Raw genomic sequence first — 26,536 nt, 5'->3', positions numbered from 1 at the left:
AAACGGATTGTTGGGGTGTCGACTTTGACGTTCTTTTGTTGAAACAAGAACCGATAAATGATGCAACCGATAATTCCATTTACCAACATCAACTGGAGCGAAGCCATTGATTCATTGAATCAAAAGGGCTTCGCTCTTTTTTCTGACGTGGTGTCTCCCGAAGTATGCCACACGTTCATCGAAATGTATGATACCCCCGAAGCGTATCGCAGCGTAATTGATATGAAACGGTATAATTTCGGTCTTGGGGAATATAAGTATTTTTCCTACCCACTGCCTGCCGTTATCGACCAACTTCGCAGTGGGTTATATCCGTATTTAGCTCCCGTTGCCAACGATTGGATGCATAAGTTGGGCATTCCTGTACATTATCCCGAAACGCTCAGTGCCTTTTTGGAATTATGCCACCAAAAGGGGCAACATCGGCCCACTCCCTTAGTTCTTAAATATGAAGAAGGGGATTTTAATACATTACATCAGGATTTATACGGAGAAGTGTATTTCCCTTTTCAAGCGGTTTTATTCCTTACTGAGCCTGAAAAAGACTACAAGGGTGGCGAATTTGTCATGACCGAACAGCGCCCTCGGATGCAGTCCAAGGCAATTGTACTGCGGCCTACTCAGGGTCAAATGCTGGTTTTTACGACTAATTTTCGACCTGTTTTAGGTACAAAAGGGTACTACCGAACAGCCATGCGGCACGGTGTCAGTGAAGTCTTGGCGGGAAAACGCTACAATGTTGGCATCATTTTTCATGACGCAAAATGAGAAAGCACCTTGAGCTAGGCCCTACTACTTTTGGACGATTGAGAATGCTTTCAGTATTGATTGGTACTGGTGAAATCAGCCTTGGTGGCAATTGTCACTTAAAAATTTATGGGCGACTTACCTGCGCGTCGGGCAAACGACTCAAACCTCAAAACCGCGTCTTTTTTAAGAGCGAGGAAGAGGCATTGCGGCATGGTTACCGGCCCTGTGGACACTGTATGCCGAAAGAATATCAGGATTGGAAAAAAGAACAAGACTTGCAGTTTTGAGAAACCGCAGGCACATGACTGCCGCAGTTTCTCACAACTGAGCCTTATTACTTTTGTCTACGTGTCCACTTATATCCCTCAAACCAAATTACTGACGCGAAGCCTACCAAAGATACGATTCCAACCTGGGAGAGAGTGAGCGGCGATAGCTTGAAAAAGGACGCAAAAACAGGGACGTATACTAGCGCCGCCAGCAGTAAAATCGTGATGGCAATGACCCCTACCAAGAGGTTGTTTTTATACCGAAAAGTGGTAAAAATAGATTCCTGAAACGAGCGGTTGACCAGCGTTAAAAATACATTGGCCATGACCAACGTCGCAAAAACCATGGTCCGGGTTAGGTTTTCGTCATAGCCCTCTGCGGCCGAATAGCGGTATGAAAATAAAGTGCCCAGCGTAATAAATAAGCCCTGTACAATGCTGATAGATAACTCTTTGAGGTTTAAAAATGTATCCGTTAGCGCTCTGGGGGGCTGCTTCATGGCGTTTCTTTCTAAGGGCTCATTTTCGTAAACAATGGAGCAGGTCGGCCCCATGATGAGTTCTAGAAAAATTACGTGTACGGGCGTAAAAATGGACGGATAAACCCACCCCAAAATCAGCGGCAACGCTACCGTCAGAATGATGGGGATGTGAATGGAAATGATGTATTGAATAGCTTTTTTGAGATTGGTGTAAATTTTTCTCCCCATCGCAACGGCATCTACCATTTTACCGAAATCGTCATCCACCAAAATCAAGGAAGAGGCCTGTTTCGCAATTTCTGAGCCACGTTTTCCCATGGCAATTCCGATGTGGGCCGCCTTGAGGGCTGGGCCGTCGTTGACGCCGTCGCCCGTCATGCCCACGATTTGGTGTTGGTCTTTTAAGGTATTAATAATTTTAAGCTTGGCTTCGGGAAACATCCGGGTAAAGATGCTCACTTTGCTGATTTTATCGGCCTGCTCTTCGGGACTTAGTTTAAGCAATTCGTCGCCCGTGATGGGAGGGAGCTTGCTCCTAAAATGGGCTTGTTTGGCAATTGAAGCGGTCGTGAGGGAATTGTCGCCCGTGATGATTTTGACTTGGATGCCAGCGTCATAAAATTGCTTGAAAACTTTGGAAATGTTACGTTTGGGCGGGTCATAAAATCCTACCAATCCCAGAAATCGAAACTCGAAATCCTGTTGATTTTCGGGAAACTCATTGCCTTCAAAATCGGTCGTTCCTACGCCCAAAACCCGATAGCCTTCAGCGGCAAACTCGGCGACTTGTTGGAAGATGATGGCTTTTTGTTCTTCTGAAACGGAAGAATGTTGAATGATGGCCTCGGGTGCACCTTTGCAGGCAATGATGCGTTTCCCTGCTTCATTTTCAAAGAGATGCGTCATCATCGGTGGCTTGCCCGAGAGTGGATATTCATGAATAAATTTAAACAGCGGGCGCTCGTCGGTGGCAGTGATAGATGCGTATGCCTGATGCAGGGCCTTTTCCATGGGGTCAAAAGGGGCGGGTTCGCTGGCCCACATGGCAGTGGTGATGAGCTCTTGTGCGGCGGCCGAATCCCAATGGCCGCTTTGGGCAACTTGGTTGGTTTGCATCACGTATATTTGATGCAATTCCATTTTGTTTTCGGTGATGGTGCCCGTTTTATCGGTGCATAACACCGTGGCCGAACCCAGCGCTTCCACGGTTTGGGTTTGTTTGACAATCACGCCCTGCTGCATCAATCGCCAAGCGCCCAAGGCCATAAATGAAGCAAATGCCACGGGGATTTCTTCGGGGAGGACTGACATAGCGATGGTCAGCCCTTTGAGCAAACTTTCTAAAATATCGCGCGATTGAAAATAATTAATCCCCCAAATAATCAGAAAAACCACCACGCCAACGGCGGCCATTTTTTTGACAAAATTTTCAATTTGTATTTGTAACGGTGTTTTCTCGGATTGGATTTCACTGAGCGACTGGCCGATTTGTCCCAATTTTGACTGCTTCCCCACGGCTGTTACTTCAAAAACACACTGCCCAGATTGCACCAACGAACCCCGATAAACCTGACCGTTTTCGTCAGAATTAAGCTCCTTTTGAACGGCAAAGGCTTCGCCCGTCAGCAGCGATTCGTTGACGGAGAAATCGTTGATTTGCCGCAATTTTCCGTCGGCAGGAATGAGTTCTCCTTCTGAGGCTACAACGGTATCGCCGATGACCAACTCATCGACGGGAATATCGACCAGTTGATTGTTCCGAATCACCGTCGCGGCCGACTGAGTGTAGGCTTTTAGGGCTTCGAGGGCTTTTTTGCTGCGGGAGTCTTGATAAAAAGAGATGGCTGAAACCAGTAAAATGGCCCCCAACATAAAAAAGCCTTCCGACAATTCTCCCAACGAAAAATAAATGACGGTACATGCGACCAAGAGCAGAAACATAGGCTCGGTAGCGGCTTCTTTGAGTGCTTGCCACCAAACATCGTTGTCCCCTTTTTGGAGGGCATTGTTTCCGTTTTTGTCTAATGAGTCTTCGATTTCGGCATCCGAAAGGCCTTGAAATGGATATGGGTTGACTGCCATAATAAAAAACCAGCCCTAATTTCTTTTGAGCTTGAGTGAGTTATTGATAAGTTTGCTAAATCTACAAAATAAACGTGGATAGCTCTGACTGATTTTCATCATCAAACTACTCAAAAACCCTTATGAAGCACCTTGTTCTCCTGTTTTTGTTGCCGTTATCGGTATTTGCCCAAAAGTTTACGCCCGCCGAAATCGCCCGCTATCAGCAGCAGGCAAACCGCGTCACCATCATTCGCGACAATTGGGGCATTCCGCACATTTACGGTAAGTCGGATGCCGATGCCGTTTTTGGATTATTATATGCCCAATGCGAGGATGATTTTAAACGCGTCGAATTGAATTATATTGAGAAATTGGGCCGAATGGCTGAGCTGAAAGGGGAGTCGGCTTTGTACAATGATTTGCAAATTAAGTTGCTGATTGATACCACGGAAGCCATTGCAGATTACAACAAAGCGGAGCCGTGGATGAAAAAACTGCTGAACGCCTACGCCGATGGCATCAACTATTATTTACTCAAAAACCCGCAGGTAAAGCCAGCATTGCTGACCAAATTTCAACCTTGGTATCAGCTATTGTGGACCGATGGCAGTATCGGGGCCATCAGCACGGCGGAGTTGACGGTGCCTGAATTGAAGAATTTTTATTCAGGAGAGGCCACCGCTGCTTTGGCCGAACCCAAAGACCCAGAGTACCAAACAGGCTCCAACGGCTTTGCATTTGCGCCTTCTAAAACGGCCTCAGGCAACGCCATTTTGTACATTAATCCCCACGTAACGTTTTATTTTCGACCAGAAGTGCAAGTTGTGAGCGAGGAGGGGCTTCACGCATACGGGGCCGTAACTTGGGGGCAATTCTTTGTTTATCAGGGTTTTAATAAATATTGCGGCTGGATGCATACTTCGTGTAACGTCGATGTAGCTGATATGTATGCCGAAAAAGTGACCAAAAAAGGCGATAAATTTTTCTACGAGTATGACCAAAAACTTAAGCCCGTTACGGAAAAGAAAATTACCATTAAGTACCTCGACGGTGACGTATTGAAAAGTAAAACATTTACCACCTATTACACGCATCACGGGCCGATTATGGCCAAGCGTGACGGAAAATGGGTAAGTCTGCGGTCGTATAATCGCTCCATGACGAGCCTGATTCAGAGCTGGAAACGCACCAAAGCCAAAGGATTTGAAGACTATAAAAAAATTATGGACCTCAAGGCCAATACCTCAAACAGTACAGTTTTTGCGGATTATAAAGGAAATATTGCCTATTGGCACGGTAATTATGTGCCTATTCGTGATAAAAATCTAAACTGGTCGAAAGTAATGGATGGCACCACGTCCGCAACCGAATGGAAAGGACTGCATCCCGTAGAAGAGTCTGTCCATTTGTACAATCCCGTGAATGGCTGGCTGCAAAATTGTAACTCAACGCCTTTTACGGCAGCGGGTGCAAACAGCCCAAAGAAAGAAAATTTTCCGCCATACATGGCGCCTGATGGCGAGAATTTCAGGGGGGTAAATGCCGTTCGGGTGTTGAGTCAAGGAAGTGGTTATACCCTCGACAAGGTGATTGCGTCGGGCTATGATACCTACCTTGCGGCATTTGAAGTGTTGGTGCCTGCGTTGGTTAGTTCGTTTGAAAAAAATGTAAAGCCAACCGATTCGCTGTATTCTCAATTGAATGAGGCCGTTACGTTGTTGAAAAATTGGGATTATCATACGTCTGAGAATTCGGTAGCGACCACGGTGGCCATCGAATGGGCCCAAAAACTGACGCCGACCATTACCCGTCTTTACATCAACGAAGGCGAAGCTGACCAAGTGACAAACACCAAGCGCTTTGCCGCTGAGGCTACACTCAGTCAATTGACGTCGCCGTTGGTATCGGCCTTGAATGACCTTAAAACCAAGTTTGGGAAATGGCAAATGCCCTGGGGCGAAATCAACCGGTTTCAGCGCCTGACGGGCGATGTGCAATCCAAATACGATGATAGTCAACCGAGTTATCCCGTCAAATACGCGTCGGCGTTGTGGGGGATGTTGCCGTCGTATAACAGCCGGCCGTACCCGGGTACCAACAAGCGCTACGGCGTGAGCGGCAACAGTTTTATTTGCGCCGTTGAATTTGGTCCACGTATCACCGCCAAGTCGCTGTTGGCGGGTGGCGAAAGCGGTGACCCTGCCTCTAAGCACTTTTTCGACCAAGGGTTGATGTATTCGCAGGGGAAATTCAAAGATGTATTGTTTTACAAAGAAGATGTCTTGAAAAACGCCGAAAAAACATATCATCCAGGGGAGAAATGATGACACAGAGAACCTCGGAGAAAAAAGGGAGAACCACAGAGAAATAATTCGCTCTGTGGTTCTCTGTGTAATTTATTGATATACAGATATATGAGCGATTTTAATCCAAACTTTTTAAAGGAATTAGTGACCTTTCAAATGCCTTTTGGCAAATACAAAGGGGTATTGCTGTGTGATTTGCCCGAACCCTACTTGGTATGGTTTCACAAAGAAGGTTTTCCAGCCGGGAAGTTGGGTGCGTTGTTGGCAACGATGTACGAAATTAAACTGAATGGATTAGAATACCTGCTGAAACCGTTGAGGGAGAAAAAATAAAGGTTTTAGCAGGCAGTTTTACTTTATAAACTAAACTTACGAATGAGAAAAATTGTAAAAAGATTGGGGATTTTCGTGGGGTTGGTTGCATTGATTGGGTTAACGGCCTTTGTGTTCTTGAATGAAAAAAGACCAGTGGCACCCCCAAGCGCCCAAGCCGATAGTTTAGCAAAAAAAATGCTGGCAGCGGTCAACAAATTGGCGTGGGACAGTACCCGTATTATCACTTGGAAATACGGCGGTGGTCATACATACGTATGGGACAAAAACAACAACTTTGTTTTTGTCAATTGGGGTGACTATCGGGTTTTACTGAATCTCCAAACTTGGGAAAAGGGGAGGGCATTCAAAGGAACTGAAGAAGTAAAAGGGCCAGATTTGGATGTGGTTCGTGGAAAAGCATGGGCATATTTTTGCAACGATTCGTTTTGGTTGATTGCTCCTTTCAAAGTGTTTGACGAAGGAACCACCCGTAGTTTGGTGCCCAATCAAAACGGTACCAACGATTTATTGGTCAGTTATGCCAGCGGCGGAGTTACACCCGGAGATGCTTACCTCTGGAAGCTCGATGCCAGCGGATTGCCTTTGTCCTACAAAATGTGGGTAAAAGTCCTTCCCGTCGGAGGGGTAATGGCTACGTGGGAAGGTTGGAGTAAACAGCCTTCGGGGGTTATGCTGCCCAGTTTTCATCAACTTGGACCGTTGAAACTGCCGATAGAAAACCTCAGAACAGGACGTTCATTGACTGAAACAGGCGTGAGTGGCTCCATTTTTGACCCGATTCGGTAGCAATTTTCGAGAAAGAATCAACGTGGTTCTTTCTCGAAATTAACTCCATTTATTTCCGTAACCAATTCATAACCAAACAGCCCCGCTGGGGTTTGATAGCCTGCCACGTTTTTTAAATCCAATATTTTTTGGGTGATGAGCAACGAAGCCTCGGCGGTCAATTTGTAGCCTTCGGGAGTGACCAAACGTGCTTCAACGGTTTTACCTTCGGTATTTGTGGCCTTGCCCCAAATGAATGATTGCCCTTTTTGGGATTGATGCTCGGTCGGTCCCGTTATTTTTTTGTCGACGTAGTTTTGCAATTGTTTTTTGATAAAACGGCTGCGTAAAATAGGGTTGAACAAAAATTGTAGCTTCATCGACCAATACGCCAACTTGGGCACACCCACGTAGGTTTCGATGTTGGGAATACCCGTGGTGTGATATGCAGTAGAGACATCTCCCCACGGAATGGTCATGGCGAAGTGTTTAAACTTGCCGAAATCAATTATTTTGCCTTTGTCACCCATCGGTTTGGGCACAATGACCCCGTTTTCTCGGGCCGCGCCCGTATTGCCGAGGTTTTCGAGCATGGTGGTCATGGTGCCGTGCGACACGCTGCCGCCGACGTTGGTAAAAGCCAATTCTAGGTGTGTAGCGTCGGGGAGTTTTGTGTGGAGTAGCTTGGCCATGCAATCCGTCGGAACGACGTCAAAGCCTACGCCGGGCATCAAAACAATCTTACTTGCGAGGGCTTTTTGATGGTATGATTTTACCAATTCAAACACTTCTATTTCTCCCGTAATGTCCAAATAGTGCGTTTGGGTGGTCAAACAGCCTTCGATTAAGGGTTGGGCGGTTCGGGTAAAGGGACCGGCGCAATTTAAGACCAACGGAAATTTTTTGAGCTGTTTGACAATATTTTCTTGATTATTCAGGTCAAAAATCAGGTATTCAAGCCCGTGTTTTTCGGCAAGGGGTTTGATTTTGATTTCGTTTCGTCCCGCAATGACGGGCTTTTTGCCTTGCTTTACCGCCAATTCGACGATGAGTGTGCCCGTAAATCCGCTTGCGCCGTAGATAAGAAATGACATGATGGTTGAGGTTTAGAGGGTAAAGGTAACAGCTAAAAGGCAGCGACCCGATGGAGAGAGAAAATAAAGCTATTTGAAGCGGGTAATCTTGAAAATAACGTAGTTTAGCAACAAAAATGGCGTTTTGTCGGTTTAACTGTTTTACCTAAATCTTGGTCTCTATGTTAAGATTCGTTTGTTTTCTTCTCTTTTTAAGTGGTTGTATTGCCTGTAATAACACCAATCAAAATAGCACAGCTAAGGAAAGACCCGTCGATAAAAAGGCCAAAGAAATAGTTGACAAATGCATTGAAGCCCACGGCGGCAAAAATTACGAAACCTTTGATGTGTCGTTTGACTTTCGAAAATTTAAGGTTCACTTAAAACAAACGGGCACTCAATTTATTTACGAGCGAACCACCACCGACTCCCTCAACAATGTGTATCATGATATTTTGACCAACGAAAGTTTTGTCAGAAAGCGCAATGATACAACTCAGGTGCTTTCCCAAAAAGACGAAGATAAATACCGCGAGGGCACCAATGCAATTGCTTATTTTGTGTTGCTTCCTTTCAAGCTCTCGGAGCCTGCCGTTATTCTGAAATACGTTGGTGAAATAAGCATTGACAATCAAAAATACCACAAAATCAGGGTCACCTTTGAGCAGGAAGGCGGCGGTAAAGACCACGAAGATGAGTTTTGTTATTGGATTAACCAATCCACTAATACGCTCGATTACCTTTCGTACGCCAACGGTGGACCGCGTTTGCGTAAAGCCGTCAAGCGCGACACCGTTGGCGGGATTGTGTTTCAGAATTATGAGAACTACGAAATTTTGGACAAAACCATCCCCACCACGGAGTACGATAAAGCCTTTTTGGAGGGAAAGTCTAAATTCCTTTCCATGATTGAGCAGAGCAATTACGTAGCTAAGTGACGATTATTGGGCTACGATGGCGGTTGAATACCCCGCCGCTCGCCATCCGTTGAGGCCTCCGTCTAGGTTGTACACTTTTTTGAACCCTTTTTCTAGCAATAATTGGCCCGCACTGGCGCTGCGACCACCCGTAGCGCAATAGAGCAGAACTGGTTTGTTTTTGTCGAGTTTGGCAATCTGTTTTTCAAAATCGGGGCCGTTGTAATCCATGTGGATGGCCTGCGGAATAACACCACCCACGAGTTCGGGGCCAGTGCGGACATCTACCACCACCTCGTCGGGGAGGGTGTCTATGAGGTTTTGAAAGGTTTTTGCGTCAATGGTTTGTGCTTTTTGGCCCGGTGAGCAAGCCCCCAGCCCTAAGATGAATCCGAGAAGAAATAGACTGTTTTTCATTGAACTTTTCATTGTTTGGTGACGAACGTCAGCTTCCATGCGCCTCTCAATTCGCCCATGGCGTAGCCAGTTGCTTTGTCAAAACGGTATTTTCGTTGAATTGTTTTCAGCGTGGCGGCTTCAATGTCTTGTTTGGGTTTGCCGTGGCATTGGAGGCAGGTAGGCATTCCGATTTTGATGGGTTTGTAATAAACGTAGCCCTTTGAAACCTGCACGAGCGTATCTTTCAGGGAATTGGCGGCAAAAAGATCCAGTATTTTTTTATCAAACAGCGAGGCGACATTGTCAGGATTTCGGTTTTTGGCCGAAATTCGCTGAATCTCCACCCGATGTTTCTGCGAAAGCGCCTTGGTGAGCGGCACGGCATTCTCGTTGCAATAATCTACCGCATAGGCCGCTCCGCCTTTTTCAATTGCTCCCAATAAGTTGGAAATCAGACTTTGCTGAGCCTGCAAGCTGAGTGAATCGCCCAGCTTATGGTAATTTATGGTTTGTTGGGGCGTTGTTTCGGCGGTATAAAACGCCGTAAAAAAAACGGATGCTGCAGCTATTATGGTAAGTTGTAATTTCATTGCATTCGTGATCTAAATATTGGGACGAAGATACGATTTTCGGCAATGAATTTCTGTGATGAATGTTACGGAAAAAAGAAAAGCCAAGCTCGGAAGAATTTATACGCTTGGCTTTGACAATAGTGATAATGATTGTAGAATCGTTTAGTTAGTGGTTACCTGAACAATTATGTACACAACCAAATGAATATACATCAGGTTGGGCAACGCTGTTCGTAAATAACTTTCCCCTGTTACGAGGAGTAGGCAAATTAAATCCGGCTTCTATTCTTGCCCGCATAACCGTTACCTGATCGTAGGTAAAATACACTTTTTGGCCACTGTATAAATAGCTCATTAAGTTTTTCTGTACAAAAGGGACTGTCTCACAATTGACCGTTACCTTGTCATTGGCACAGGTAGGCGTATCCCAAAGGCCATCCGAATGAATAGCATCAGTACAGTTGGAAGCCAACCCAAATGTATGAGGCAGCCCGAAGATATGACCAAGTTCGTGAGGGATGGTTGTCGGAATCTTATCAACGGTTGGAAGACCTCCCCACAAAAATTGGGCAAATCCGTTTAGTCGAATAAGCGGCGCATTACTCTTTGCATAAAATGTACCGTACGGATTAAAATTGACAATCGGCAACTCAAAAAACTCCTTTGGTACTGCTTCTTTGCGAGCCACGTCCAGTCCGCCGCCACCGGCCGCACCGGCGTAGGGAATGTTCAATGCTGCGGGTTCTACCAGAATATTGAGGTATTCATTTGGGTTCCACCTTTTTACTAAGTTCTCAATTTTCTGCGTGTATTCCTTTGCTTCAGGGGTATTCCAATCGTATGTACTCCCTGCTTGGGCAGGACGTTTAAAATCAAGTAAATTCACTCCTTTTTGGGGCAGGGGTTTCCCGTCAGGGTCAGTCTCCGCCAAATAAAACTCAATGAAAGTATCGTGTGCATTGGGATCATGCGCAGCAATATCGGCTTCATAGCGGTTGCGAAAAATGCGGTTAAGCACTTTGAGGTAGTTTTCATTTTTGAGTGCTTCTATTCCTTTTTTTCGCATCGTTTCGTCGGTTTCTGAGGAATTGGGGTAGGTATAATCGCCTGCCTGACAAAAGTGAAACATCAATGGTATCCGTACTATGTCAAAAGTTCGGGGAGCACGTACCTGAAAAGTTAATTCCGCCTGTTTTCCATAAGCGCTGCCTATTATTGTCTCTTTGCCGGGTTGGTTGAGCTGAATCGAAGACGGAACGGCTTCTTTACCACGAAACTGCACTTTCGCTTTTTTACCAATGGGAATTTCGTTTCCCGCTTTATCGTATCCTTTCGGAACTACATCCGGCCATGTATTGACAGGAACATGCCAAACGGCATACCTGTAATAAAACCCGCTTCTTAATTCCAATCGCTCCATTTCTTTTTGAGGGTCTTTGACTGTGACAGAAACAACGGCTGATTCGACTGACTCAACCATCGCTTTGAGCGTATAAACTCCCTCTGTGCTAGGGTCAAATGTACTGTTGGGCAAGGTTTTCCCATTGGAAAAATAGGTAACTGTGCCGTTGTAACCGGAGATTAAATTTCCTTGAGCATCCTTCAACTCTACCGACAGAGGAAGCGGCTCAGACTCTCCCAACCAGAATATCGAAGAGGAAGCCGGTAATTTTACGGTTACTGTGGCTATTTTAACAGCCGGTATCTCTCTAAGCGTACTGCAAGATACCAACATGACGTACAGGCAGAGGATAATACTTTTTCGAATGATCATTTTAACGAAGTCTTTGTTACCGTTCTATGATATAAATACTCTGTACTTCGGCATTGGTAAGGGCTCGGTTGTAGATGCGGACATCAACGGCGGGAAAAATGTACTTTTATGTGTCTCATATTTTTCCTCCTGAATAATTGTCTTATTGCTGATACCTCAAAATCGCTCCCAATATTTTAAAATCGCCATACCAATTCTGAACTTGGCTTACTTTGAGGTAATAAAAATTAGAATTATTGACTTTGTAGTTGCCGCCCGAAAAACCATAGGGCAATGGGTTTAATTTGATAGGAAATGTACCCTGAATTATTGCTAAGTTCTGTACAGCAAAAGGCAAATGAAAATTCATAAAGCCATTGAACCCATCGCCTGGGAAATTAAAACCCGTAGAAGACCACAAAGTAGTAGTTTGATAAATGAATGAGCCGCCCGATGAAGTACCACTATTTGAATACCCCTCTATCAACTCTATTTTCAAGGTACCGCCTGCGCGACACCTTACAACCAGTTCTAGTTCTTTTACTCGGATGCTGTCTCGAAGCGCAATGGGTGCGTGAAAATAATAGGTGTTGCTTGTCCCATTATCAAAATAGCATTCGGCCCCATTGTTATGAAAAGCAGTAGTGTTATCGCTTGCCTGAAACGATGATGCTGGAATAGATAGCACATAGTCGCGGCTACCTGTCGTAACATTGCCAGGCGTAATGGTTGTTTGTTGGGCAAAAGATAGCCCAGCTATCAGTACGAAGGTTACCGAAAATAATACTTGTTTCAGCATTTTAGTGGTGATTCTAGTGAGGGTTTGTGTTATTCTTCGATGACTTATTTATAACCTCCTCCGCCGCGCTACCTTCAAGGGCACTCCGTTTTTCAGCTTGATCTCCTTTTTGGTAATGTAGCCGTCGATATAGTCTCGGCGCACGAGGTAACTTTTGCTTATACGTACAAAATGCTCGGCAGGTAGGCTTGCTTCAAATAGCTTTAGGGTTTTGGAATAGACCTCACGGCTGCCGTCTTCAAAATACAGAATGGTATAATTGCGGTCTGCTTGAAGATAGGCCAACTGAGTGGTGTGAATAATTCCAGATTGCCTCAAGGGTAAGCGGAAATGTGGTAGTGCCATGTGGTGTGCTTTCTAAAAATCAGTGACGAAAATTTAATGGCTGAAAGGTAGAAAGGGCGTGCCTACAAATGGTTAGCAAAATGCGTTTTGAGGGTTCCGCAAAATTTTGCGGAAGAAAATTATGTTATTGAGTGTCTTTTGGGGCAGTTTTGCGTCATTAGAAAAAGGATGGATGCGTGGAAGAATTAATCTTACTTCAGCAGTTAAGGAATGAATTCATTGGAAGGATTCAAGAGCAATGGCCTGAAAATTTTTCAACATTGGGGGAGAATTACGAAAACGTAGCTAGTAAAAATGCTTTTTTGTTGGTTTTGCAGGAACGTATCGAATCCAGAATAGCCAGTAAAATCGGCTTGGATGCGGCTACTGAATACTTGGTGAGTGTTGATTTTCTGCACCGATTGGTATACGGCACCACCAAACGTTTGCAGGCCAAAAAACGAGATACCCTGGCCATGTACTTGGACTATGTTGATTGGGAGGATTTTGTCGCTGCCCAAATGGCCAAGAAGGGTGCCGTGCTGGTACCCTCTATACCTTCTTCTACTCCGCCGACACAGACCACATCCTATAATGGTAGCCCGTGGCAAATCCTGAGTGCCGTGTTAGTGGTGGTGATGCTACTCGGAATAGTATGGTGGAAAATGTCGCCCAAAGCTACCGATTTTGAAGGAGCCTCTCTGTATATCGCCAAACGGGAAGGCACTAGCATCCCCTCGACGATACTGTTGCGGTATGAATTGCCCGACCAAGTACTTGATTCAGCCTTTGTGGAAGTGGTGGGAAATATCGGAATGGTGCACCGCGTGCGTCTCACCGCGCAGAAGGGCTACGTACCCGCCACCTTTATGAGTTCAGGAATTAAAAGTGCTTTTCTGGAAATAAACGGAAAACGGCTCCAAACGCTATCTTTTCCCGTCTATACCGAAGGATGGGGCGGGCGGATCATCACGCCCGCCCGTATGTATCCTTATCTGAAACAACCAATGATTGTTAGGGATGGAGCACTTTATATTACCTCTGCTCTACTGTCTGAACAGTCGGAAAAGCAATATTATGAAACCCATTTTTCAAATTGTCGGGATTTTGGCGTGGCAGGCGACAGTTCGACACTTGAAGTACGGGTTCGGAATCATCCTGCCGATGGAGCATTGGGGTGCCATGACATAGGGTGGGTGTTACTCGATTCCTTGGGGCAGGGTTATGAAATACACATATTGGAGAAAGCCTGTACAGCCTTTGCCCAACTGAAGATCAACGGTCAAAACTACGAACCAGCCAATCATTTTGAACTCCTCTCTAAATTAGGTCAAAAGGTTGCAGAATGGGGAACCTTGAAAATAAGCCTCCATGCACACCAATTACAGGTTTTTTATAACGAAAAACCTGTGTTAAGTATTCCTTACAAAGGCCGTATTGATAGAATTAAACACATCAGTTGTAAGTTTATGGGTTCAGGAAAGGTGGATTGGGTACGACTTACGAATTCGTATACGGGTAAAGTTGCTTATTTTGAGGATTTTAGCTCTAAAAACGGTTAATAGAACGGTAAGTTTGGTCTTTTAATTTTAATACTGTTTCCTGATTCATTGCCTTCGCTCTTCATTTTCCATATTTCAACACAATGCCCAGTTGCCCCGCGTGGTAAGCCGTATGAGAAACAATGCGTCCGAGGGCTTCGGCCTTGGTCTTGGTGCCAAATTCTTTGGTAGTGATGGTGCTTTGCCAGTCGGTGTCGGTTTGGGCCAAAATGGCTTTTTCTAAGCATGCAAAAGCCTCCTGCTGGTAGGCCAGCAGTTCGGCTAAATTCGTCCATTCGCCCGTGTCTCGTTGGGCAATAACCGTTTTTGCCGATACTTTTAAGTCGGTTTGTCCAAACACATTTTTACTAAAAAGCAGCTCGACATCCGCCACGTGCCGTATCAGAAAACCCGCGCTGTTGGGACTATCTCCGAGTTTTTTGGTGAGGTCGCTTTCCTTAAGATTCTTCAACTGATTGGAAAAACGAGTACGGGCTTCGGCCCATAGAGGCAGTAATAATTGCGTATTGGTGTCCATAGGTCAATTTTTTTACGGCACTATTTCGATTTGTTTTTCTGGAAAGCGATTTTGTAAAGTACCCAGCCAAAACCTGCGACTAAGTGTAACATGACGATAAAAAAAATAAATGCGGCCATTGGTAGCGATTGATTTTGTAGGCAGTAAATCTGCAACTTAATCAGCAGATAAACGGTGACTTTGGTCACATAAAATCCATTTTAAGACTTTATTTTGAGTGGTCTAGACGTTTTCAAACAGCCACTTCATCTCGGTCGCAATTTGCCGACAGCGCGCGTCGTAAGTGGTGACTTCTTCGGGCGTATCGTCGGAGACTTTAGGGTCAACGTACATAATGGGCAGTCGTCGCTCGGCTCCAGGAATAAACGGGCAATTGGCTTCGGCATGGTCGCAGGTCATGATGGCCGCAAAACCTCGGGCTGGGTTGGGGACTTGGTCGTAGACTTTGGAAAAAGCAACGACGGGTGCCATCGAAGCATCAAAACTGATTTCGTAAACAGGGTTTTCCGATTCGGTGGTCTTTGTCACTTTCAAGCCTGCCCGCTCAAACGCCGCAATCGTTCGGGGATTGCATGCGGTAGCTTCCGTTCCTCCCGAAAAAGAATGAACATCCTGAATTCCAAAATAGGCCGCTGCCACCTGCGCCCATACTTGCCCAAAGTGACTGCGACGGGAATTGTGCGTGCAGATAAACGTCAGATTGATAGGTTGTTGTGAATTAGTTTTTGCTTTTATATAATCTACCAATGGTCGTAAAATGGCTTGGCGTTCGGCAGAAACATCGTTGAGGTTGAGGTTTTCAAAATAGGTTTTTACAGTAGCAATCATGGTTGAAATTTATGGGTTTGTTTGAGGGCGTAATTCACGAACAATATCAAAACGGGTACTTCAATCAACGGGCCAACAACGGCGGCAAAAGCAGCTCCCGAATTGATGCCAAAAACGGCAATGGCGACGGCTATGCCCAACTCGAAGTTGTTGCCAGCGGCCGTAAAGGCCAACGAAGTGGATTTGGCGTAATTGGCCCCCGCTCGTTTGGAAAGATAAAAAGCTGATAAAAACATGATACCAAAATACAGCGTGAGCGGAATGGCAATGCGGACCACGTCGAGCGGAATCTGTACAATCAACTGCCCTTTCAAGCTAAACATCACCACAATGGTGAGCAGGAGCGAAATCAGCGTAATTGGGCTGATTTTTGGCAGATAGACTTCTTCAAACCACTGCCGACCTTTGAGGGCCGTTAGTCCATAACGCGAAATAATGCCCAGCAAAAACGGGATGCCCAGATAGATGAAAACACTTTGGGCAATCTGACCGATGGTAATATCCACTTCGTAGCCCGTCAGGCCAAAAAGGGGGGGCAATACGGTGATAAAAACCCACGCGTAAACCGAGTAAAAAAGCACCTGAAAGATACTGTTAAACGCTACCAAGCCAGCCGCGTAGAGGCGGTCACCGTTGGCGAGGTCGTTCCAAACGATGACCATCGCAATGCAGCGGGCAATGCCTATCATAATCAGGCCAGTCATGTATTCGGGCTTGTCGGGCAGGAAAATAACCGCCAAACCAAACATCAACAGCGGCCCAATAATCCAGTTTTGCACCAACGACAGCGCTAGAATTTTGGTATTTGAAAATACCTTTGGCAGTTCTTCAAAGCGGACTTTGGCCAGCGGGGGGTACATCATTAAAATGAGTCCAATCGCCAGCGGAACGTTGGTGGTGCCGACGCTAAAACTGTTGATGAAAGCTTCTGATTTAGGAAAAAAATAGCCGATGCCCACGCCGAGTAGCATGGCCGAGAAAATCCAGAGTGTGAGGTAATTATCTAAAAAGGAAAGTTTTTTTTGAGACATAATATATATTATTGTTTTAAAACTTAACAGGGGAATTGCGGTTTGACTATCGTCCGACCTGATTACCTGCTTAGCAACAGGATTGCGTCTGGCCTGAAGCATTTTTGGCTAGGTCGGCGAAAACCCCAAATTGATTCACAAACTGGTTGAAGACCTCCCAATCAATGCAGTAGCAAGAAGTTTTGCCTTCGATACTGCCTTTGATAAGCCCGATGGATTTTAATTCCTTCAAGTGTTGAGATACCGTGGCCTGCGCCAACGGCAAGCCTTCCACGATTTCGCCGCAAATACAGCTTTTGTGTTGGGCTAATATTTTCAGAATCGCGATGCGTGCAGGATGAGCAATGGCTTTGGCAAAATCGGCCAAGGCGATTTCGTCCGCAAGAAAATCCATTTTTCGGTTAGTAGCCATTCGATATTTATTATATATCGCAAATATACGATATGTAATAAATAAAGCAATTTTAAAGGTAAAATCAAAAGGCGTTTTATTGACCATAATCTTGCTATACCGTTTGATAAATTGGGGGAGAGTCATAAAGTACTTTCAGGGAAATTTTACAAATTTGTGATATTCTAAACCTTATCATTCTAAATCATTTTTATTTACCCTTCTTATGAAAATGCTTTTTTCCCTTTTTAAAAGGCAACTCATTTGCCAAATATTTTTGTTGTTTTTTTTACAAGTTTCATGGGCGCAAAACGTGACCATTTTGCCGAACGGCATCAATCCAGCTCCCGTGGGGACCATCCCACGCCTCAGTTACGAAGCCATTTTGGCCCTACCTTCACCTCAACTGGGAGATTTGGCCGTTGACCTTACTTTCAGGGTGATGCGCATGTACAACGGGGGGGAATGGGCAATATTCAAAACCTCGACAAGTCTAGATTTGACTGATTATACAGCAATGAGTACTAATGGGCTCATGCCCAACGATATTGCAACCGACAACGCGGGCAACATATACACCACGGGGCAGTTTGAGGGCACCGTCACCGTGGGGGGGCTGAGCCTGACTTCGGCGGGGGGGACCGATATTTTCGTTGCTAAATTCAACAGATTTGGTACTGTACAGTGGCTGCGACGGGGTGGGGCAAATTTTGCGAATGAAGAAGGGAAAAGCATTGCGGTAGATGGGAGTGGCAATGTGTACGTGACGGGGTATTTTTCAGCTACTGCCAATTTTAATACCCCTTCGGCAACGGGTACAAATGAGCTTATCTCGGCAGGATCTAGCGACATTTTTGTGGCTAAATACAATACTTCGGGGGCATTGCAGTGGTTGCGGCGCGGAGGTGGAACGTCGGGAGATGAAGGTCGAGGAATTGCGGTAGATGGCAGTGGTAATGTGTATGTGACGGGTTATTTTTCAACTACCGCTAATTTCAATACCCCCTCGGCCACGGGAAGCAACGAACTGGTCTCTGCGGGAAACACTGATGTTTTTGTGGCCAAATATAATACTTCAGGCGTAGTACAATGGTTGCGGCGTGGAGGTGGGACTAGCTCGGACCAAGGCAATGGGATAGGGGTAGATGTAAGTGGTAACGTGTATGTAGTGGGTTTTTTTAATACTAAGGCCAGTTTTAATGTGCCCTCAGTCGCGGGGAGTTTTGACCTTGTCTCAGATGGGGAGCGCGATATTTTCGTGGTAAAGTTTAGCTCTTTAGGCACGCCCGAATGGGTACAAAGAGGGGGCGGAACAGGTTTTGATGATGGGAAAGATATTGCGGTAGATTCCAATGGCGATTTTTATATAACGGGTCATTTTGTCAATACTGCCAATTTCAATACCCCCTCGGCTTCGGGGAGCAATGAACTTGTTTCGGCGGGGAGTGCTGATATTTTTGTCGTTAAATACAATACTTTCGGGGGGCTGTTGTGGCGACAAAGAGGCGGAGGAACAAGCGGTGATTTTGGGGAGGCGATTGTAAGGCGAGTCAATGCCAATGTTTACGTAACGGGATATTATAGCGGTACCATCAATTTTAATACCCCCTCCGCAGCGGGTGCTAATGAACTCCAACCTTTTGGTTTGTTTGACCTTTTTGTGGCCGAATACAGCAGTTTTGGTGGATTGCAGGGACTTCTACGGGGTGGAGGACAGACCGATGATATAGGTACAGGGGTTGCGGTTGGGGCTTTTGGTGCCTTGCACGTGGTGGGAAGGTTTGAAAGTGGTGTAGCTCAATATGGCTTAACGCCGTTACAAAATAATTCGGGCAGCAGTTATACAGGGTTTATTACATTTATGAAACAGTAGCGGTGGCTAAAACCTTTCTCTTAGAGTGTTTCTGCTTCATTGATAAAAAAACAAAGTCGGGCTAAATAACCCGACTTTGTCTGCTTCTAAACCCTAACCTATGATAAAATAATGATTGTTTTCGATGGCTGTATGTGTCTCACATTGACAATGCAAAATTGGCTCATTTACCGAAAATCTAAAAAAGGATTCCTGTGAACTGTCAAATTTGCGTATTGGAGTGCACAAATGGCTCAGCGAATCGTTGCGCTGTAACCAGTGGCTTCTTTCGGCCTTACTTAGCGGGTTAGCTGTTTGTTTCCACCACTTCTACGTCGGTGCGGAGCAGGATGCCCGTGGCCAGCGCCGCCAAGATGGTTCGGGTTTCGGCGTCCAACGAAGGGTCAATCCAAACCGTGCCGTTGTTGAGGGTAGATACGGCCCCAACTACTTTGCCATTCAGAACAAATTCGTGCCCGTAAACGGCCATTTTTTTGAGCCACTCGGGTTGGTTTTCCAGACCGCGAACGGCTTTGATTTCGATGGTCTGGGCGTAGTTTCGGGCGTAGCCCGCTGATTCTTTCTGCCTCAGGAAATCACCGTTGGGATTGTACAACACAAAATCCCAAGTGTCTTCCTCTGCGGTGAGGAGAGTACCCGCAAAATAATTTTCGTATTGAAGCGGGATGCTGAAAAAGTCTTGTACCAAACTCAAATCGTTGCTTTTGAAGCGACTGACGCACGATACCCTGACCGCGCGGCCTTCGGGACTGAATTGGGTAAAACTGAGTTTTTCCTGTGCGCCCTGAAACCTGAGAATAAACGGCACATCGTAGCTTCGGGTCCAGCCGCGCTTGACTTTGTCGGTGCGGTAATCGCCGTACCGAATTACCTGCCCAATCTGGAATCCCTGACGGCCTTTGACGGGCATTGCGGTGGCGTTTAGTTCAGGGGAGAAAGCTACTTGGGCGCTTTTGCAGCTTGACAAAAGCACCCCGCCCAGCAGGAAGACGAATGCGTAGTTTTTTAGGGATAAAGAGAATGTTTTAGATTCGTTGAATTTCATGGCGTTGCTGTTTTGGTTCAAATACGCCGTAAAATTCGCGGCAATCACCGTGAGAAAAATGACTTCTTTCTTGAATTGAGAAAGATTCAGGTTGAATTGTGGGTTTTTGCCCACGAAACCCCTAGCAAGGCATAAAAAAACCTGCTTCGGTCGAGAGCAGGTTGCAAAGGGTAAAATAGATTGGAATCTCTTATTTCACTGAACAAGTATTCAAGCCAAAAATAGTATAGAGTGGACAAAAACTCACCACGCTTGTCAGTGTAAAAACGGCGGCTACCACCAGCGCGATGATGCCGAGTGTGCCCGTAAGGGTTCCTGTAAAATACAGAGCAACGGCGATAGCGGCTACAATAAGGCGAATAATGCGGTCGGTGCCGCCCATGTTAGGTTTCATGTTCGTAAGGTGTTTTTAGTGTTTAATGCCTTCAATCACAAAATACAAACCCACCAAAAGCGCCGTACAAAGTAGGCATACAACGATGAGTTTTTGGGCGTTTGATTTCATGGGGTAAAGGTCGGACTAAAAACCCCTTCGAGTCAGTGATATATGTCACAAAAGCGCTTGAAAATCAAGGCTTTGGGATGATTTTCATCATCTCCTGATGGAGATTGTCAGGAAAGATGTTGAATTGGGGTGGAAGCGTCGTCTATTGAGCTTGTGTAGCCAATTGATTTACAATCTGTTCCAACTGTTTTTTCTGCACTACGCCCGATTGTCGCCACACGATTTTCCCTTTCTGAAAAAGAATCAATGTTGGCACACCCTGAATGCGGTAAGTTTGGGATGCCGCAGGGTTTTTATCAACGTCGATTTTAATGACGCGCACGCGGTCGCCCATTTGAGAAGCGAAATCTTTTAAAATCGGCGACATCATTTTGCACGGGCCGCACCATTCGGCAAAAAAATCCACCAAAACGGGCGTTTCACTCTGAATTATTTCATTAAATGTCTGTTTCTTTTCCATGATCTGTTGTTGTTTAAAGATAAAAAAATACGCCAGTATTACTTCTCGGCGTCGTTGCGGCGCGGCATAAATTTACTAAGTTGTAAATCTTGCAACATTCCACCGCCAAAATACCCCATCAATGCGCCGTAAGGCACCATGGTTTGCCACTGAGATTTGAGCGGGCAGGTTCCCGTTAGGCACCCGATTTCTTTCCAGTACCAATACCCGCCGATGGCCCCTGCCACCGCGCCCAGCCAGCCCCACGGAATATTACTTAACTTCTTCATACTGTGTGTCTTCAATGGTTTTTGGGGTGCTTTGGCGGGTGTTTGGCGTGGCGCAACCACCTGATCCGCAGCAACCTACATTCATGATGGCCTGCAATGCAAACAAGCCTCCCAGCAATCCCAGAAGTGGTTGATGGTCAACAAAGGCGGAATAGATGAGCCACAAGCCCATCCCCATCCGCAAAATTCGCATAAAATCCCAATTCTTAAGTACTGCCGTCATAATCGGATATTATTTTATGAATTAACAATTTAGCTACTTACAAAGTGCCCTAGTAGGGCCAGCTCATCATCCCGCCCGATAGGTTGTAAACGTGCTCAAAGCCCGCATTTCCCATCATCTTACAGGCTTGACCGCTGCGATTTCCACTGCGACAATACACAAAATAGGTTTTGTTCTTGTCTAATTTGGCGATTTTTTGTTGAAAATCGGCGCTCATTAAATCAATATTGATGGCTCCCTTGATGGCACCCGAGCGCATTTCGGCGGCGGTACGCACATCTAACACTACGGCATTGGGAGTTTCTTCAATCAATTGTTTAAAGCTCGAAGCGTTAACGTTTTCGTAATTTTTTTTGGTTTTAAGGAAGTCAAACATGGTCTTTGTCGGTTTTGATTTTAATTTGATACGACAAAGTTCCAAACTATCAGAGGCTTGTACAGTGATATTTGTTACACATTACGAAATATGGGGTAATTCCACCAAAAACTTACTGCCGTGCTGAAGTTGGCTGTCCACGTGAATTTTACCTTTGTGCAGTTCGACAATCCTTTTACACACCGACAGACCCACGCCAAAGCCTGAAATAGTTAGGGCATTTTTTGAGCGATAAAAAGGCTCAAAAATGGCGGTAAGGTCTTCTGCTGGAATGCCGATGCCTTCGTCTTGGACGCTGACGAGAGTGTGTGTTTCGTTAAAGTTAATAATCACAAGTGCTTGATGGTTAGCGGAATACTTGCAGGCGTTGCTTATTAGGTTGGTAAAGACAGTTTTAAGAAGAGGTTCATCGCCCAGAACGGTAATGTGCTTTTCATTTTCGGGTTCCTTTGCGTATTCTACGCTGATGCGATACTCTGGTTTGCTCAAAAGTAAATCATCTTGCGCCTGAAACACCACATCGTCGATGCGGACTTCGGCCGCGCTGTTGATGGAAGATTTTAGTGGTCTGACAATCTGTAAAAGGCTATTGCTCAGAGCAATGAGTCGGTTTATGTCTTTTCGGATATTTTCTAAGATGCCTCGGTGCTGGGCCACGCTGAGTTTTTCGTCCAAGCTTATTTCTACTTCCGATTTAAGGGCGGCAAGGGGGGTTCGGAGTTCATGGGAGGCGTGCGAAACAAAGCTTTTTTGCAATTCGAACGACTGTTCTAAACGATACATCATTTTATTGAACGCCGCCGCCAGTTGGCCGATTTCGTCTTTCCCGTGGCGCTCATCCAAACGTTCGCGCAGATTGTTGGCCGTGATTGTGCTGATTTGACTAATGAACTGATTGACTGGGCCTAACGCGTTTCCTGCAAAAAAAATCCCCAGTAAAACCGTAATTAGAATGCCAATGACCAAACCGCTGTAAAGTATATCGCGGAGATTGGCCATCTTGCTGTGGCCGAATTTGTCATAGGCCGAGGCTAAAATAATGTAATTTTGCCCGTTGAGTTCATACAAAAGCCCAACTACTTCGTTTTCGTCATCGCTTGTTTCGACGTATTTTTCTTTTCTGACGCGGTTCAATAAATCATTGCCGTAGTGAATGACGTGGTCGTCTAAGCTGCTGTAAAACAGTTTGTTTTGTTGATCAAATACCAATACTTTTTCATCGACTAACGCCGTGAGGGTATTTTTATCAATGATTTTGAGCAAATCACGGTCTATTTCGTCCACCTTTATGAGCAATTGGGCGGTCGTTATGGCTTTGCTTTTCAGTCGGTCGTAGTATTCTTGCTCCCTGAATTCGGCAAATAATTGGTAAATGACAAATGAAAAGATGGCCAGCAAGCTTCCCACAATCAACGAAAACTGAATGGCAATTTTAGTTTGGATTTTCATGGGTATTCGCGCAGTATATAGCCTAAACTCGGGCGTGTGTGGATTAGTTTGGGTTCAAAATCGCGATCTATTTTCCGTCTTAAAATGTTGATATAGACTTCAATGACGTTGGTGCCCGTATCAAAATGAACGTCCCACACTTGGGCGGCAATGTCGTTTTTAGAAAGTACTTTTCCTTTGTTTTTGACCAAAAACACCAAAAATTCATACTCACGGGCAGTGAGATTGATTTCTTTTCCAGCGCGTTTGACGAGTTTACTATCTAAAAAAACCTCCAAATCGGCAATTCGAAGCACTTTTCCGACCGTTTCGACTTCTGGGCTGTTTCGGCGTAAGCCTACCAATACCCGGTGATAAAGCTCTCTGAAATCAAACGGCTTAATAATGTAATCATCTGCGCCTGCCTCAAACCCTTCGATTTTGTCGTCTACCTCACTCATAGCCGTAAGCATCAGAATCGGGAGGGTGGGTTTTACATCACGCAGTCGCTTGCATACTTCGTAACCGCTCAACTCGGGAAGGTTAATGTCAAGAATCACCAAATCAAAGGCAATGGTTAGTGCCCGGCGTAAGCCCAGTTGACCGTTGTAGGCCACTTCAGTGTCAAAACCCTTGTTGGTCAATCCCCGCGTGAGCAGTTGCGCAATCCGTTGGTCATCTTCAATGATCAGGATTTTTTTTGGTTCGGTGTCAGTTTTCATGGTTTCTAAACTATTCTTAGGCCAAATATAGTACATCCTAACGCCTTCGCTTGCCAATTTAGTTTTTTTTAAGGTCGGCTTTATATCAGGTTAATGTTGCCGACACACCTTTGCAAAAAGTATTTTTACTACTTATGCGAATTATCATTTTAATGGCCTTTCTGCTGCCGATTTGTGGGTTTGCCCAAGACTCGTTACGGATTTCACTCAGGCAGGCCGATAGCCTGTTTGTTGAAAAAAACCTCATTTTGCTGGCGGAGCGGTATCGGATTGATGCGGCGCAGGCGTCGGTCATTCAGGCAAGATTATGGGATAATCCCACACTCTCTACCGAATGGAACCTCTACAATCCTAACCGGCAACGGGTGCTGGATGTGGGGCGCGGCGGACAAAAAATCATTTCTATTGAGCAGGTGATTCAGACGGCGGGCAAACGAAACAAGCAAGTGGCGCTTAGCCTCGAAAACGTCCGCATGACCGAATATGAGTTTATGGATTTGCTGCGTATCCTCAAGTTTGAACTGCGTTCCAATTTTTTCGATATTTTCTTCTTACAAAATACCCTCAACCGTTATCAGCGGCAGATTGAGACTTTGGAGCGTACCGTGGTGGCGTTTGAAACACAATACGAAAAAAACAACGTATCGCTACGGGAGTTGCTCCGCCTCAAAGCGCTGCTTTTTCAGTTGAATAATGACAAAACCGAGATTCTGTTTCAACTAACAGAAAAACAAAAAGACCTAAAAACATTACTTAACACGGAGAAGTCGGTGACTCCGCTGGTAAACGAAACGGAGTTAAGTCGGTATCAGTTAGCAAATTATAACGTTTCGCTTCTCAATGAGTTAGCCCTGCAAAATAGGGGGGATGTGAAAGTGACAGAGTCGTTTGCCCGGCAGGCTGAGTTGAATTACCGATTGCAAAAAGCTCTTGCAGTACCCAATGTACGTATCGGAGCAACCTACGACCAAGCGGGTAGCTTTGTAAATAATTATACGGGCCTGACGCTTTCGGCTGATCTGCCTTTTTTTAACAAAAATCAAGGTAACATTAAAGTGGCTAAAACCCTAATTGACTACCAAAAAGGCCTACAGAATCAGAAAATAAACACGGTGACCAATGAAGTGGCGGCGGCTTTGGAGAAGGTACGCTACGTTGAAAACATGGTGCAAAGCGTCGATTCAAAATTTACCGACCAGTTTGAGTTGCTAAACAAAGGTGTGCTGGAAAACTTCCAAAAGCGCAATTTGACATTGCTCGAATTTATTGATTTGATTGAAACCTACAGCGAAAGTATCAAAGAATTGAACCGCCTGAAGGCGGATAGAGTGGGAGCGTACGAAGAGCTTAATTTCACGGTTGGACAAGAACTTTTTAAATAAAATGAATACTAAACAAACTTTCTTTTTGGTCATTGTATGCGGTGGAATATTGGCGGCTTGTCAAGAAAAAAAGCCTATTGTTGAAGATAACAAGGCTTTTATGTTGTCGGACACCATGATGAAGCGCATCGAACTAGCAAGCGTTGTGACGGAGCCCGTGCGAAGTGAATTGACCCTCGTCGGTAAAGTTATTGCTGACGAAAACCGTGTCATTAAAGTGTTTCCGCTGGTGGGGGGAAATGTAGAAAACGTAACGGTCGAACTGGGCGATTATGTTCGCAAAGGCCAAGTACTAGCAACCATACGTTCGGGGGAAGTAGCTGATTTTGAGCGACAAATGATTCAGGCGCAGGCAGAAGTGTTGGTGGCCGAGAAAAACCTTAAAACAGCGGAAGAACTTTTTGAAAGTAAACTTAATTCGCAGCGAGAAGTAACTTCGGCCAAAAAAGAAGTAGAAAACGCGCAGGCAGAACTCAGTCGAATGAAAGAAGTTTTTCGTATTTATGGCTTAGGAAAAACCCAAAACTACATTGTCAAAGCACCGATTGATGGCTTTGTGCTCAGCAAAAACGTCAACCCTGGAATGCAGCTTCGGTCTGATAACAACGAGCAGATTTTTACGATTGGTCAAATCAGCGAGGTTTGGGTGATGGCCAACGTAAACGAGAGCGATATTCCGAAAGTGAAACTCGGAATGATGGCTGATATTAAGACCATTAGCTACGGCGACGAGCTGTTTCGGGGAAGTGTGGATAAAATTTACAACGTGCTTGACCCCGAAAATAAGACCATGAAAGTACGGATTCGGCTCAATAACGCAGGCTATAAGCTCAAGCCCGAAATGCACGCTACTGTATCGCTCAAATTTGATGAAGGAGGCTCCATGACGGCTATCCCAGCGGGCGCCGTCATTTTTGACCGCAGTAAAAATTGGGTGATGGTTTTTAAAGGCCGCTCCAACATTGAAACGCGTGAAGTGAATGTCTATAAAATGCTGAATGATGTTGCGTATATACAGCAGGGTTTGAAAAACAACGAGCGGGTGATTGCCAAAAATCAGCTGTTGGTGTATGATGCTTTAAACGATTAGTCGCCTGACTTTCCAACAAAGATGT

At 45.3% G+C, this 26,536-nt stretch carries 29 protein-coding genes; 10 read left to right on the top strand and 19 right to left on the bottom strand.

Features of this window, described 5'->3' with window-relative positions; translation table 11 throughout:
- Positions 1-57 precede the first annotated feature (57 nt).
- Together NCI00_RS01170 and NCI00_RS01165 are read left to right on the top strand one after the other, a co-directional pair.
- Positions 58-768, top strand: coding sequence for a 2OG-Fe(II) oxygenase (locus NCI00_RS01170; RefSeq protein ID WP_253524123.1), 711 nt, complete (start codon positions 58-60; stop codon positions 766-768).
- Positions 765-1,037, top strand: a complete 273-nt coding sequence (locus tag NCI00_RS01165) for an Ada metal-binding domain-containing protein (RefSeq protein ID WP_253524120.1) — start codon at positions 765-767, stop codon at positions 1,035-1,037. The genes NCI00_RS01170 and NCI00_RS01165 overlap by 4 nt, the downstream gene beginning before the upstream one ends.
- A gap of 47 nt (positions 1,038-1,084) precedes the next feature.
- Here NCI00_RS01165 and NCI00_RS01160 read toward each other — a convergent pair whose 3' ends face one another.
- On the bottom strand, positions 1,085-3,583 hold the full coding sequence (locus tag NCI00_RS01160; RefSeq protein ID WP_253524117.1) for a cation-translocating P-type ATPase: 2,499 nt from the start codon (positions 3,581-3,583) through the stop codon (positions 1,085-1,087).
- Positions 3,584-3,705: 122 nt separating this feature from the next.
- Between NCI00_RS01160 and NCI00_RS01155 the strand changes: the two genes are divergently transcribed.
- The 3 genes from NCI00_RS01155 to NCI00_RS01145 all read left to right on the top strand — a co-directional run bounded on the left by NCI00_RS01155 (position 3,706) and on the right by NCI00_RS01145 (position 6,993).
- A complete protein-coding gene (locus tag NCI00_RS01155) occupies positions 3,706-5,889 on the top strand; it encodes a penicillin acylase family protein (protein ID WP_253524114.1) in 2,184 nt (727 codons plus the stop codon).
- 90 nt (positions 5,890-5,979) lie between these two features.
- Positions 5,980-6,204, top strand: coding sequence for a DUF3820 family protein (locus NCI00_RS01150; protein WP_253524111.1), 225 nt, complete (start codon positions 5,980-5,982; stop codon positions 6,202-6,204).
- A 42-nt stretch (positions 6,205-6,246) separates the two neighbouring features.
- Entirely contained in the window at positions 6,247-6,993 is a 747-nt protein-coding gene (locus tag NCI00_RS01145) for a hypothetical protein (protein WP_253524108.1), read from the top strand.
- A 17-nt stretch (positions 6,994-7,010) separates the two neighbouring features.
- On the opposite strand, the gene NCI00_RS01140 is transcribed toward NCI00_RS01145, so the two are convergent.
- The gene (locus tag NCI00_RS01140) at positions 7,011-8,066 is read right to left on the bottom strand and encodes a saccharopine dehydrogenase family protein (protein WP_253524105.1); all 1,056 of its coding nucleotides are present in this window, start codon (positions 8,064-8,066) and stop codon (positions 7,011-7,013) included.
- 161 nt (positions 8,067-8,227) lie between these two features.
- Here NCI00_RS01140 and NCI00_RS01135 point away from each other — a divergent pair, with 161 nt between their 5' ends.
- Entirely contained in the window at positions 8,228-8,983 is a 756-nt protein-coding gene (locus NCI00_RS01135; protein WP_253524103.1) for a DUF6503 family protein, read from the top strand.
- A 3-nt stretch (positions 8,984-8,986) separates the two neighbouring features.
- On the opposite strand, the gene NCI00_RS01130 is transcribed toward NCI00_RS01135, so the two are convergent.
- From NCI00_RS01130 to NCI00_RS01110, 5 genes are all read right to left on the bottom strand, one after another.
- Positions 8,987-9,379, bottom strand: a complete 393-nt coding sequence (locus tag NCI00_RS01130; RefSeq protein WP_253524101.1) for a rhodanese-like domain-containing protein — start codon at positions 9,377-9,379, stop codon at positions 8,987-8,989.
- 8 nt (positions 9,380-9,387) lie between these two features.
- Positions 9,388-9,951 (bottom strand): Tll0287-like domain-containing protein, encoded by a 564-nt coding sequence (locus NCI00_RS01125; RefSeq protein ID WP_253524098.1) that lies wholly within the window; start codon positions 9,949-9,951, stop codon positions 9,388-9,390.
- A gap of 148 nt (positions 9,952-10,099) precedes the next feature.
- Positions 10,100-11,707 carry a M43 family zinc metalloprotease gene (locus NCI00_RS01120; RefSeq protein WP_253524096.1) on the bottom strand — a complete coding sequence of 536 codons (1,608 nt, stop codon included), beginning with the start codon at positions 11,705-11,707 and terminating at the stop codon, positions 10,100-10,102.
- Between the two features lie 142 nt (positions 11,708-11,849).
- Positions 11,850-12,485 (bottom strand): hypothetical protein, encoded by a 636-nt coding sequence (locus NCI00_RS01115; RefSeq protein ID WP_253524094.1) that lies wholly within the window; start codon positions 12,483-12,485, stop codon positions 11,850-11,852.
- Between the two features lie 48 nt (positions 12,486-12,533).
- The gene (locus NCI00_RS01110; RefSeq protein ID WP_253524092.1) at positions 12,534-12,830 is read right to left on the bottom strand and encodes a LytR/AlgR family response regulator transcription factor; all 297 of its coding nucleotides are present in this window, start codon (positions 12,828-12,830) and stop codon (positions 12,534-12,536) included.
- Positions 12,831-13,006: 176 nt separating this feature from the next.
- On the opposite strand from NCI00_RS01110, the gene NCI00_RS01105 reads away from it, so the two are divergent.
- The gene (locus NCI00_RS01105; RefSeq protein WP_253524089.1) at positions 13,007-14,371 is read left to right on the top strand and encodes a hypothetical protein; all 1,365 of its coding nucleotides are present in this window, start codon (positions 13,007-13,009) and stop codon (positions 14,369-14,371) included.
- Positions 14,372-14,432: 61 nt separating this feature from the next.
- On the opposite strand, the gene NCI00_RS01100 is transcribed toward NCI00_RS01105, so the two are convergent.
- The 4 genes from NCI00_RS01100 to NCI00_RS01085 form a co-directional block, all read right to left on the bottom strand.
- The gene (locus tag NCI00_RS01100) at positions 14,433-14,888 is read right to left on the bottom strand and encodes a DinB family protein (RefSeq protein ID WP_253524085.1); all 456 of its coding nucleotides are present in this window, start codon (positions 14,886-14,888) and stop codon (positions 14,433-14,435) included.
- A 222-nt stretch (positions 14,889-15,110) separates the two neighbouring features.
- The gene (locus tag NCI00_RS01095) at positions 15,111-15,716 is read right to left on the bottom strand and encodes a low molecular weight phosphatase family protein (protein ID WP_253524083.1); all 606 of its coding nucleotides are present in this window, start codon (positions 15,714-15,716) and stop codon (positions 15,111-15,113) included.
- Entirely contained in the window at positions 15,713-16,747 is a 1,035-nt protein-coding gene (gene arsB, locus NCI00_RS01090) for an ACR3 family arsenite efflux transporter (RefSeq protein ID WP_253524082.1), read from the bottom strand. Before arsB ends, NCI00_RS01095 begins: the two co-directional genes overlap by 4 nt.
- 70 nt (positions 16,748-16,817) lie before the next feature.
- Entirely contained in the window at positions 16,818-17,159 is a 342-nt protein-coding gene (locus NCI00_RS01085) for an ArsR/SmtB family transcription factor (protein ID WP_253524081.1), read from the bottom strand.
- A gap of 292 nt (positions 17,160-17,451) precedes the next feature.
- On the opposite strand from NCI00_RS01085, the gene NCI00_RS01080 reads away from it, so the two are divergent.
- Complete coding sequence (locus tag NCI00_RS01080) at positions 17,452-19,011, top strand: SBBP repeat-containing protein (RefSeq protein ID WP_253524080.1); 1,560 nt, start codon at positions 17,452-17,454, stop codon at positions 19,009-19,011.
- A gap of 286 nt (positions 19,012-19,297) precedes the next feature.
- On the opposite strand, the gene NCI00_RS01075 is transcribed toward NCI00_RS01080, so the two are convergent.
- The 8 genes from NCI00_RS01075 to NCI00_RS01040 form a co-directional block, all read right to left on the bottom strand.
- On the bottom strand, positions 19,298-20,170 hold the full coding sequence (locus tag NCI00_RS01075) for a hypothetical protein (RefSeq protein WP_253524076.1): 873 nt from the start codon (positions 20,168-20,170) through the stop codon (positions 19,298-19,300).
- A gap of 76 nt (positions 20,171-20,246) precedes the next feature.
- Complete coding sequence (locus NCI00_RS01070) at positions 20,247-20,450, bottom strand: YgaP family membrane protein (RefSeq protein ID WP_253524071.1); 204 nt, start codon at positions 20,448-20,450, stop codon at positions 20,247-20,249.
- 253 nt (positions 20,451-20,703) lie between these two features.
- Positions 20,704-21,024: a thioredoxin gene (gene trxA, locus NCI00_RS01065; protein ID WP_229599590.1), complete on the bottom strand. Its 321-nt coding sequence runs from the start codon at positions 21,022-21,024 to the stop codon at positions 20,704-20,706.
- A 35-nt stretch (positions 21,025-21,059) separates the two neighbouring features.
- Positions 21,060-21,290: a hypothetical protein gene (locus NCI00_RS01060; RefSeq protein ID WP_166559411.1), complete on the bottom strand. Its 231-nt coding sequence runs from the start codon at positions 21,288-21,290 to the stop codon at positions 21,060-21,062.
- Positions 21,274-21,513 carry a hypothetical protein gene (locus NCI00_RS01055; RefSeq protein WP_253524068.1) on the bottom strand — a complete coding sequence of 80 codons (240 nt, stop codon included), beginning with the start codon at positions 21,511-21,513 and terminating at the stop codon, positions 21,274-21,276. Before NCI00_RS01055 ends, NCI00_RS01060 begins: the two co-directional genes overlap by 17 nt.
- A 49-nt stretch (positions 21,514-21,562) precedes the next feature.
- Positions 21,563-21,889: a rhodanese-like domain-containing protein gene (locus NCI00_RS01050; RefSeq protein ID WP_253524066.1), complete on the bottom strand. Its 327-nt coding sequence runs from the start codon at positions 21,887-21,889 to the stop codon at positions 21,563-21,565.
- Between the two features lie 81 nt (positions 21,890-21,970).
- Positions 21,971-23,338, bottom strand: a complete 1,368-nt coding sequence (locus NCI00_RS01045) for a sensor histidine kinase (protein ID WP_253524063.1) — start codon at positions 23,336-23,338, stop codon at positions 21,971-21,973.
- Positions 23,335-24,039, bottom strand: a complete 705-nt coding sequence (locus NCI00_RS01040; protein WP_253524060.1) for a response regulator transcription factor — start codon at positions 24,037-24,039, stop codon at positions 23,335-23,337. The genes NCI00_RS01045 and NCI00_RS01040 overlap by 4 nt, the downstream gene beginning before the upstream one ends.
- Before the next feature lie 134 nt (positions 24,040-24,173).
- Here NCI00_RS01040 and NCI00_RS01035 point away from each other — a divergent pair, with 134 nt between their 5' ends.
- Positions 24,174-25,421: a TolC family protein gene (locus NCI00_RS01035; RefSeq protein WP_253524057.1), complete on the top strand. Its 1,248-nt coding sequence runs from the start codon at positions 24,174-24,176 to the stop codon at positions 25,419-25,421.
- A gap of 1 nt (position 25,422) precedes the next feature.
- Positions 25,423-26,511: an efflux RND transporter periplasmic adaptor subunit gene (locus NCI00_RS01030; protein WP_253524054.1), complete on the top strand. Its 1,089-nt coding sequence runs from the start codon at positions 25,423-25,425 to the stop codon at positions 26,509-26,511.
- The last annotated feature ends 25 nt before the right edge of the window (positions 26,512-26,536 follow it).

Source organism: Runella salmonicolor (genome assembly GCF_024158025.1).
Lineage (GTDB): Bacteria > Bacteroidota > Bacteroidia > Cytophagales > Spirosomataceae > Runella > Runella salmonicolor.
Note: the sequence above shows the minus strand (reverse complement) of the source record. Positions and strands in the feature narration are given on the sequence as shown.

Bases quoted from the DNA above. Each gene is read 5' to 3' on its own strand.
- NCI00_RS01055 (WP_253524068.1), bottom strand. From the start codon at position 21,513: ATGACGGCAGTACTTAAGAATTGGGATTTTATGCGAATTTTGCGGATG.
- NCI00_RS01035 (WP_253524057.1), top strand. From the start codon at position 24,174: ATGCGAATTATCATTTTAATGGCCTTTCTGCTGCCGATTTGTGGGTTT.
- NCI00_RS01100 (WP_253524085.1), bottom strand. From the start codon at position 14,888: ATGGACACCAATACGCAATTATTACTGCCTCTATGGGCCGAAGCCCGT.
- NCI00_RS01060 (WP_166559411.1), bottom strand. From the start codon at position 21,290: ATGAAGAAGTTAAGTAATATTCCGTGGGGCTGGCTGGGCGCGGTGGCA.
- NCI00_RS01155 (WP_253524114.1), top strand. From the start codon at position 3,706: ATGAAGCACCTTGTTCTCCTGTTTTTGTTGCCGTTATCGGTATTTGCC.
- NCI00_RS01130 (WP_253524101.1), bottom strand. From the start codon at position 9,379: ATGAAAAACAGTCTATTTCTTCTCGGATTCATCTTAGGGCTGGGGGCT.
- NCI00_RS01050 (WP_253524066.1), bottom strand. From the start codon at position 21,889: ATGTTTGACTTCCTTAAAACCAAAAAAAATTACGAAAACGTTAACGCT.
- NCI00_RS01070 (WP_253524071.1), bottom strand. From the start codon at position 20,450: ATGAAACCTAACATGGGCGGCACCGACCGCATTATTCGCCTTATTGTA.
- NCI00_RS01115 (WP_253524094.1), bottom strand. From the start codon at position 12,485: ATGCTGAAACAAGTATTATTTTCGGTAACCTTCGTACTGATAGCTGGG.
- NCI00_RS01170 (WP_253524123.1), top strand. From the start codon at position 58: ATGATGCAACCGATAATTCCATTTACCAACATCAACTGGAGCGAAGCC.
- NCI00_RS01085 (WP_253524081.1), bottom strand. From the start codon at position 17,159: ATGGCTACTAACCGAAAAATGGATTTTCTTGCGGACGAAATCGCCTTG.
- NCI00_RS01045 (WP_253524063.1), bottom strand. From the start codon at position 23,338: ATGAAAATCCAAACTAAAATTGCCATTCAGTTTTCGTTGATTGTGGGA.
- NCI00_RS01125 (WP_253524098.1), bottom strand. From the start codon at position 9,951: ATGAAATTACAACTTACCATAATAGCTGCAGCATCCGTTTTTTTTACG.
- NCI00_RS01160 (WP_253524117.1), bottom strand. From the start codon at position 3,583: ATGGCAGTCAACCCATATCCATTTCAAGGCCTTTCGGATGCCGAAATC.
- NCI00_RS01145 (WP_253524108.1), top strand. From the start codon at position 6,247: ATGAGAAAAATTGTAAAAAGATTGGGGATTTTCGTGGGGTTGGTTGCA.
- arsB (WP_253524082.1), bottom strand. From the start codon at position 16,747: ATGTCTCAAAAAAAACTTTCCTTTTTAGATAATTACCTCACACTCTGG.
- NCI00_RS01150 (WP_253524111.1), top strand. From the start codon at position 5,980: ATGAGCGATTTTAATCCAAACTTTTTAAAGGAATTAGTGACCTTTCAA.
- NCI00_RS01120 (WP_253524096.1), bottom strand. From the start codon at position 11,707: ATGATCATTCGAAAAAGTATTATCCTCTGCCTGTACGTCATGTTGGTA.
- NCI00_RS01030 (WP_253524054.1), top strand. From the start codon at position 25,423: ATGAATACTAAACAAACTTTCTTTTTGGTCATTGTATGCGGTGGAATA.
- NCI00_RS01040 (WP_253524060.1), bottom strand. From the start codon at position 24,039: ATGAAAACTGACACCGAACCAAAAAAAATCCTGATCATTGAAGATGAC.
- NCI00_RS01140 (WP_253524105.1), bottom strand. From the start codon at position 8,066: ATGTCATTTCTTATCTACGGCGCAAGCGGATTTACGGGCACACTCATC.
- NCI00_RS01135 (WP_253524103.1), top strand. From the start codon at position 8,228: ATGTTAAGATTCGTTTGTTTTCTTCTCTTTTTAAGTGGTTGTATTGCC.
- NCI00_RS01165 (WP_253524120.1), top strand. From the start codon at position 765: ATGAGAAAGCACCTTGAGCTAGGCCCTACTACTTTTGGACGATTGAGA.
- NCI00_RS01110 (WP_253524092.1), bottom strand. From the start codon at position 12,830: ATGGCACTACCACATTTCCGCTTACCCTTGAGGCAATCTGGAATTATT.
- NCI00_RS01095 (WP_253524083.1), bottom strand. From the start codon at position 15,716: ATGATTGCTACTGTAAAAACCTATTTTGAAAACCTCAACCTCAACGAT.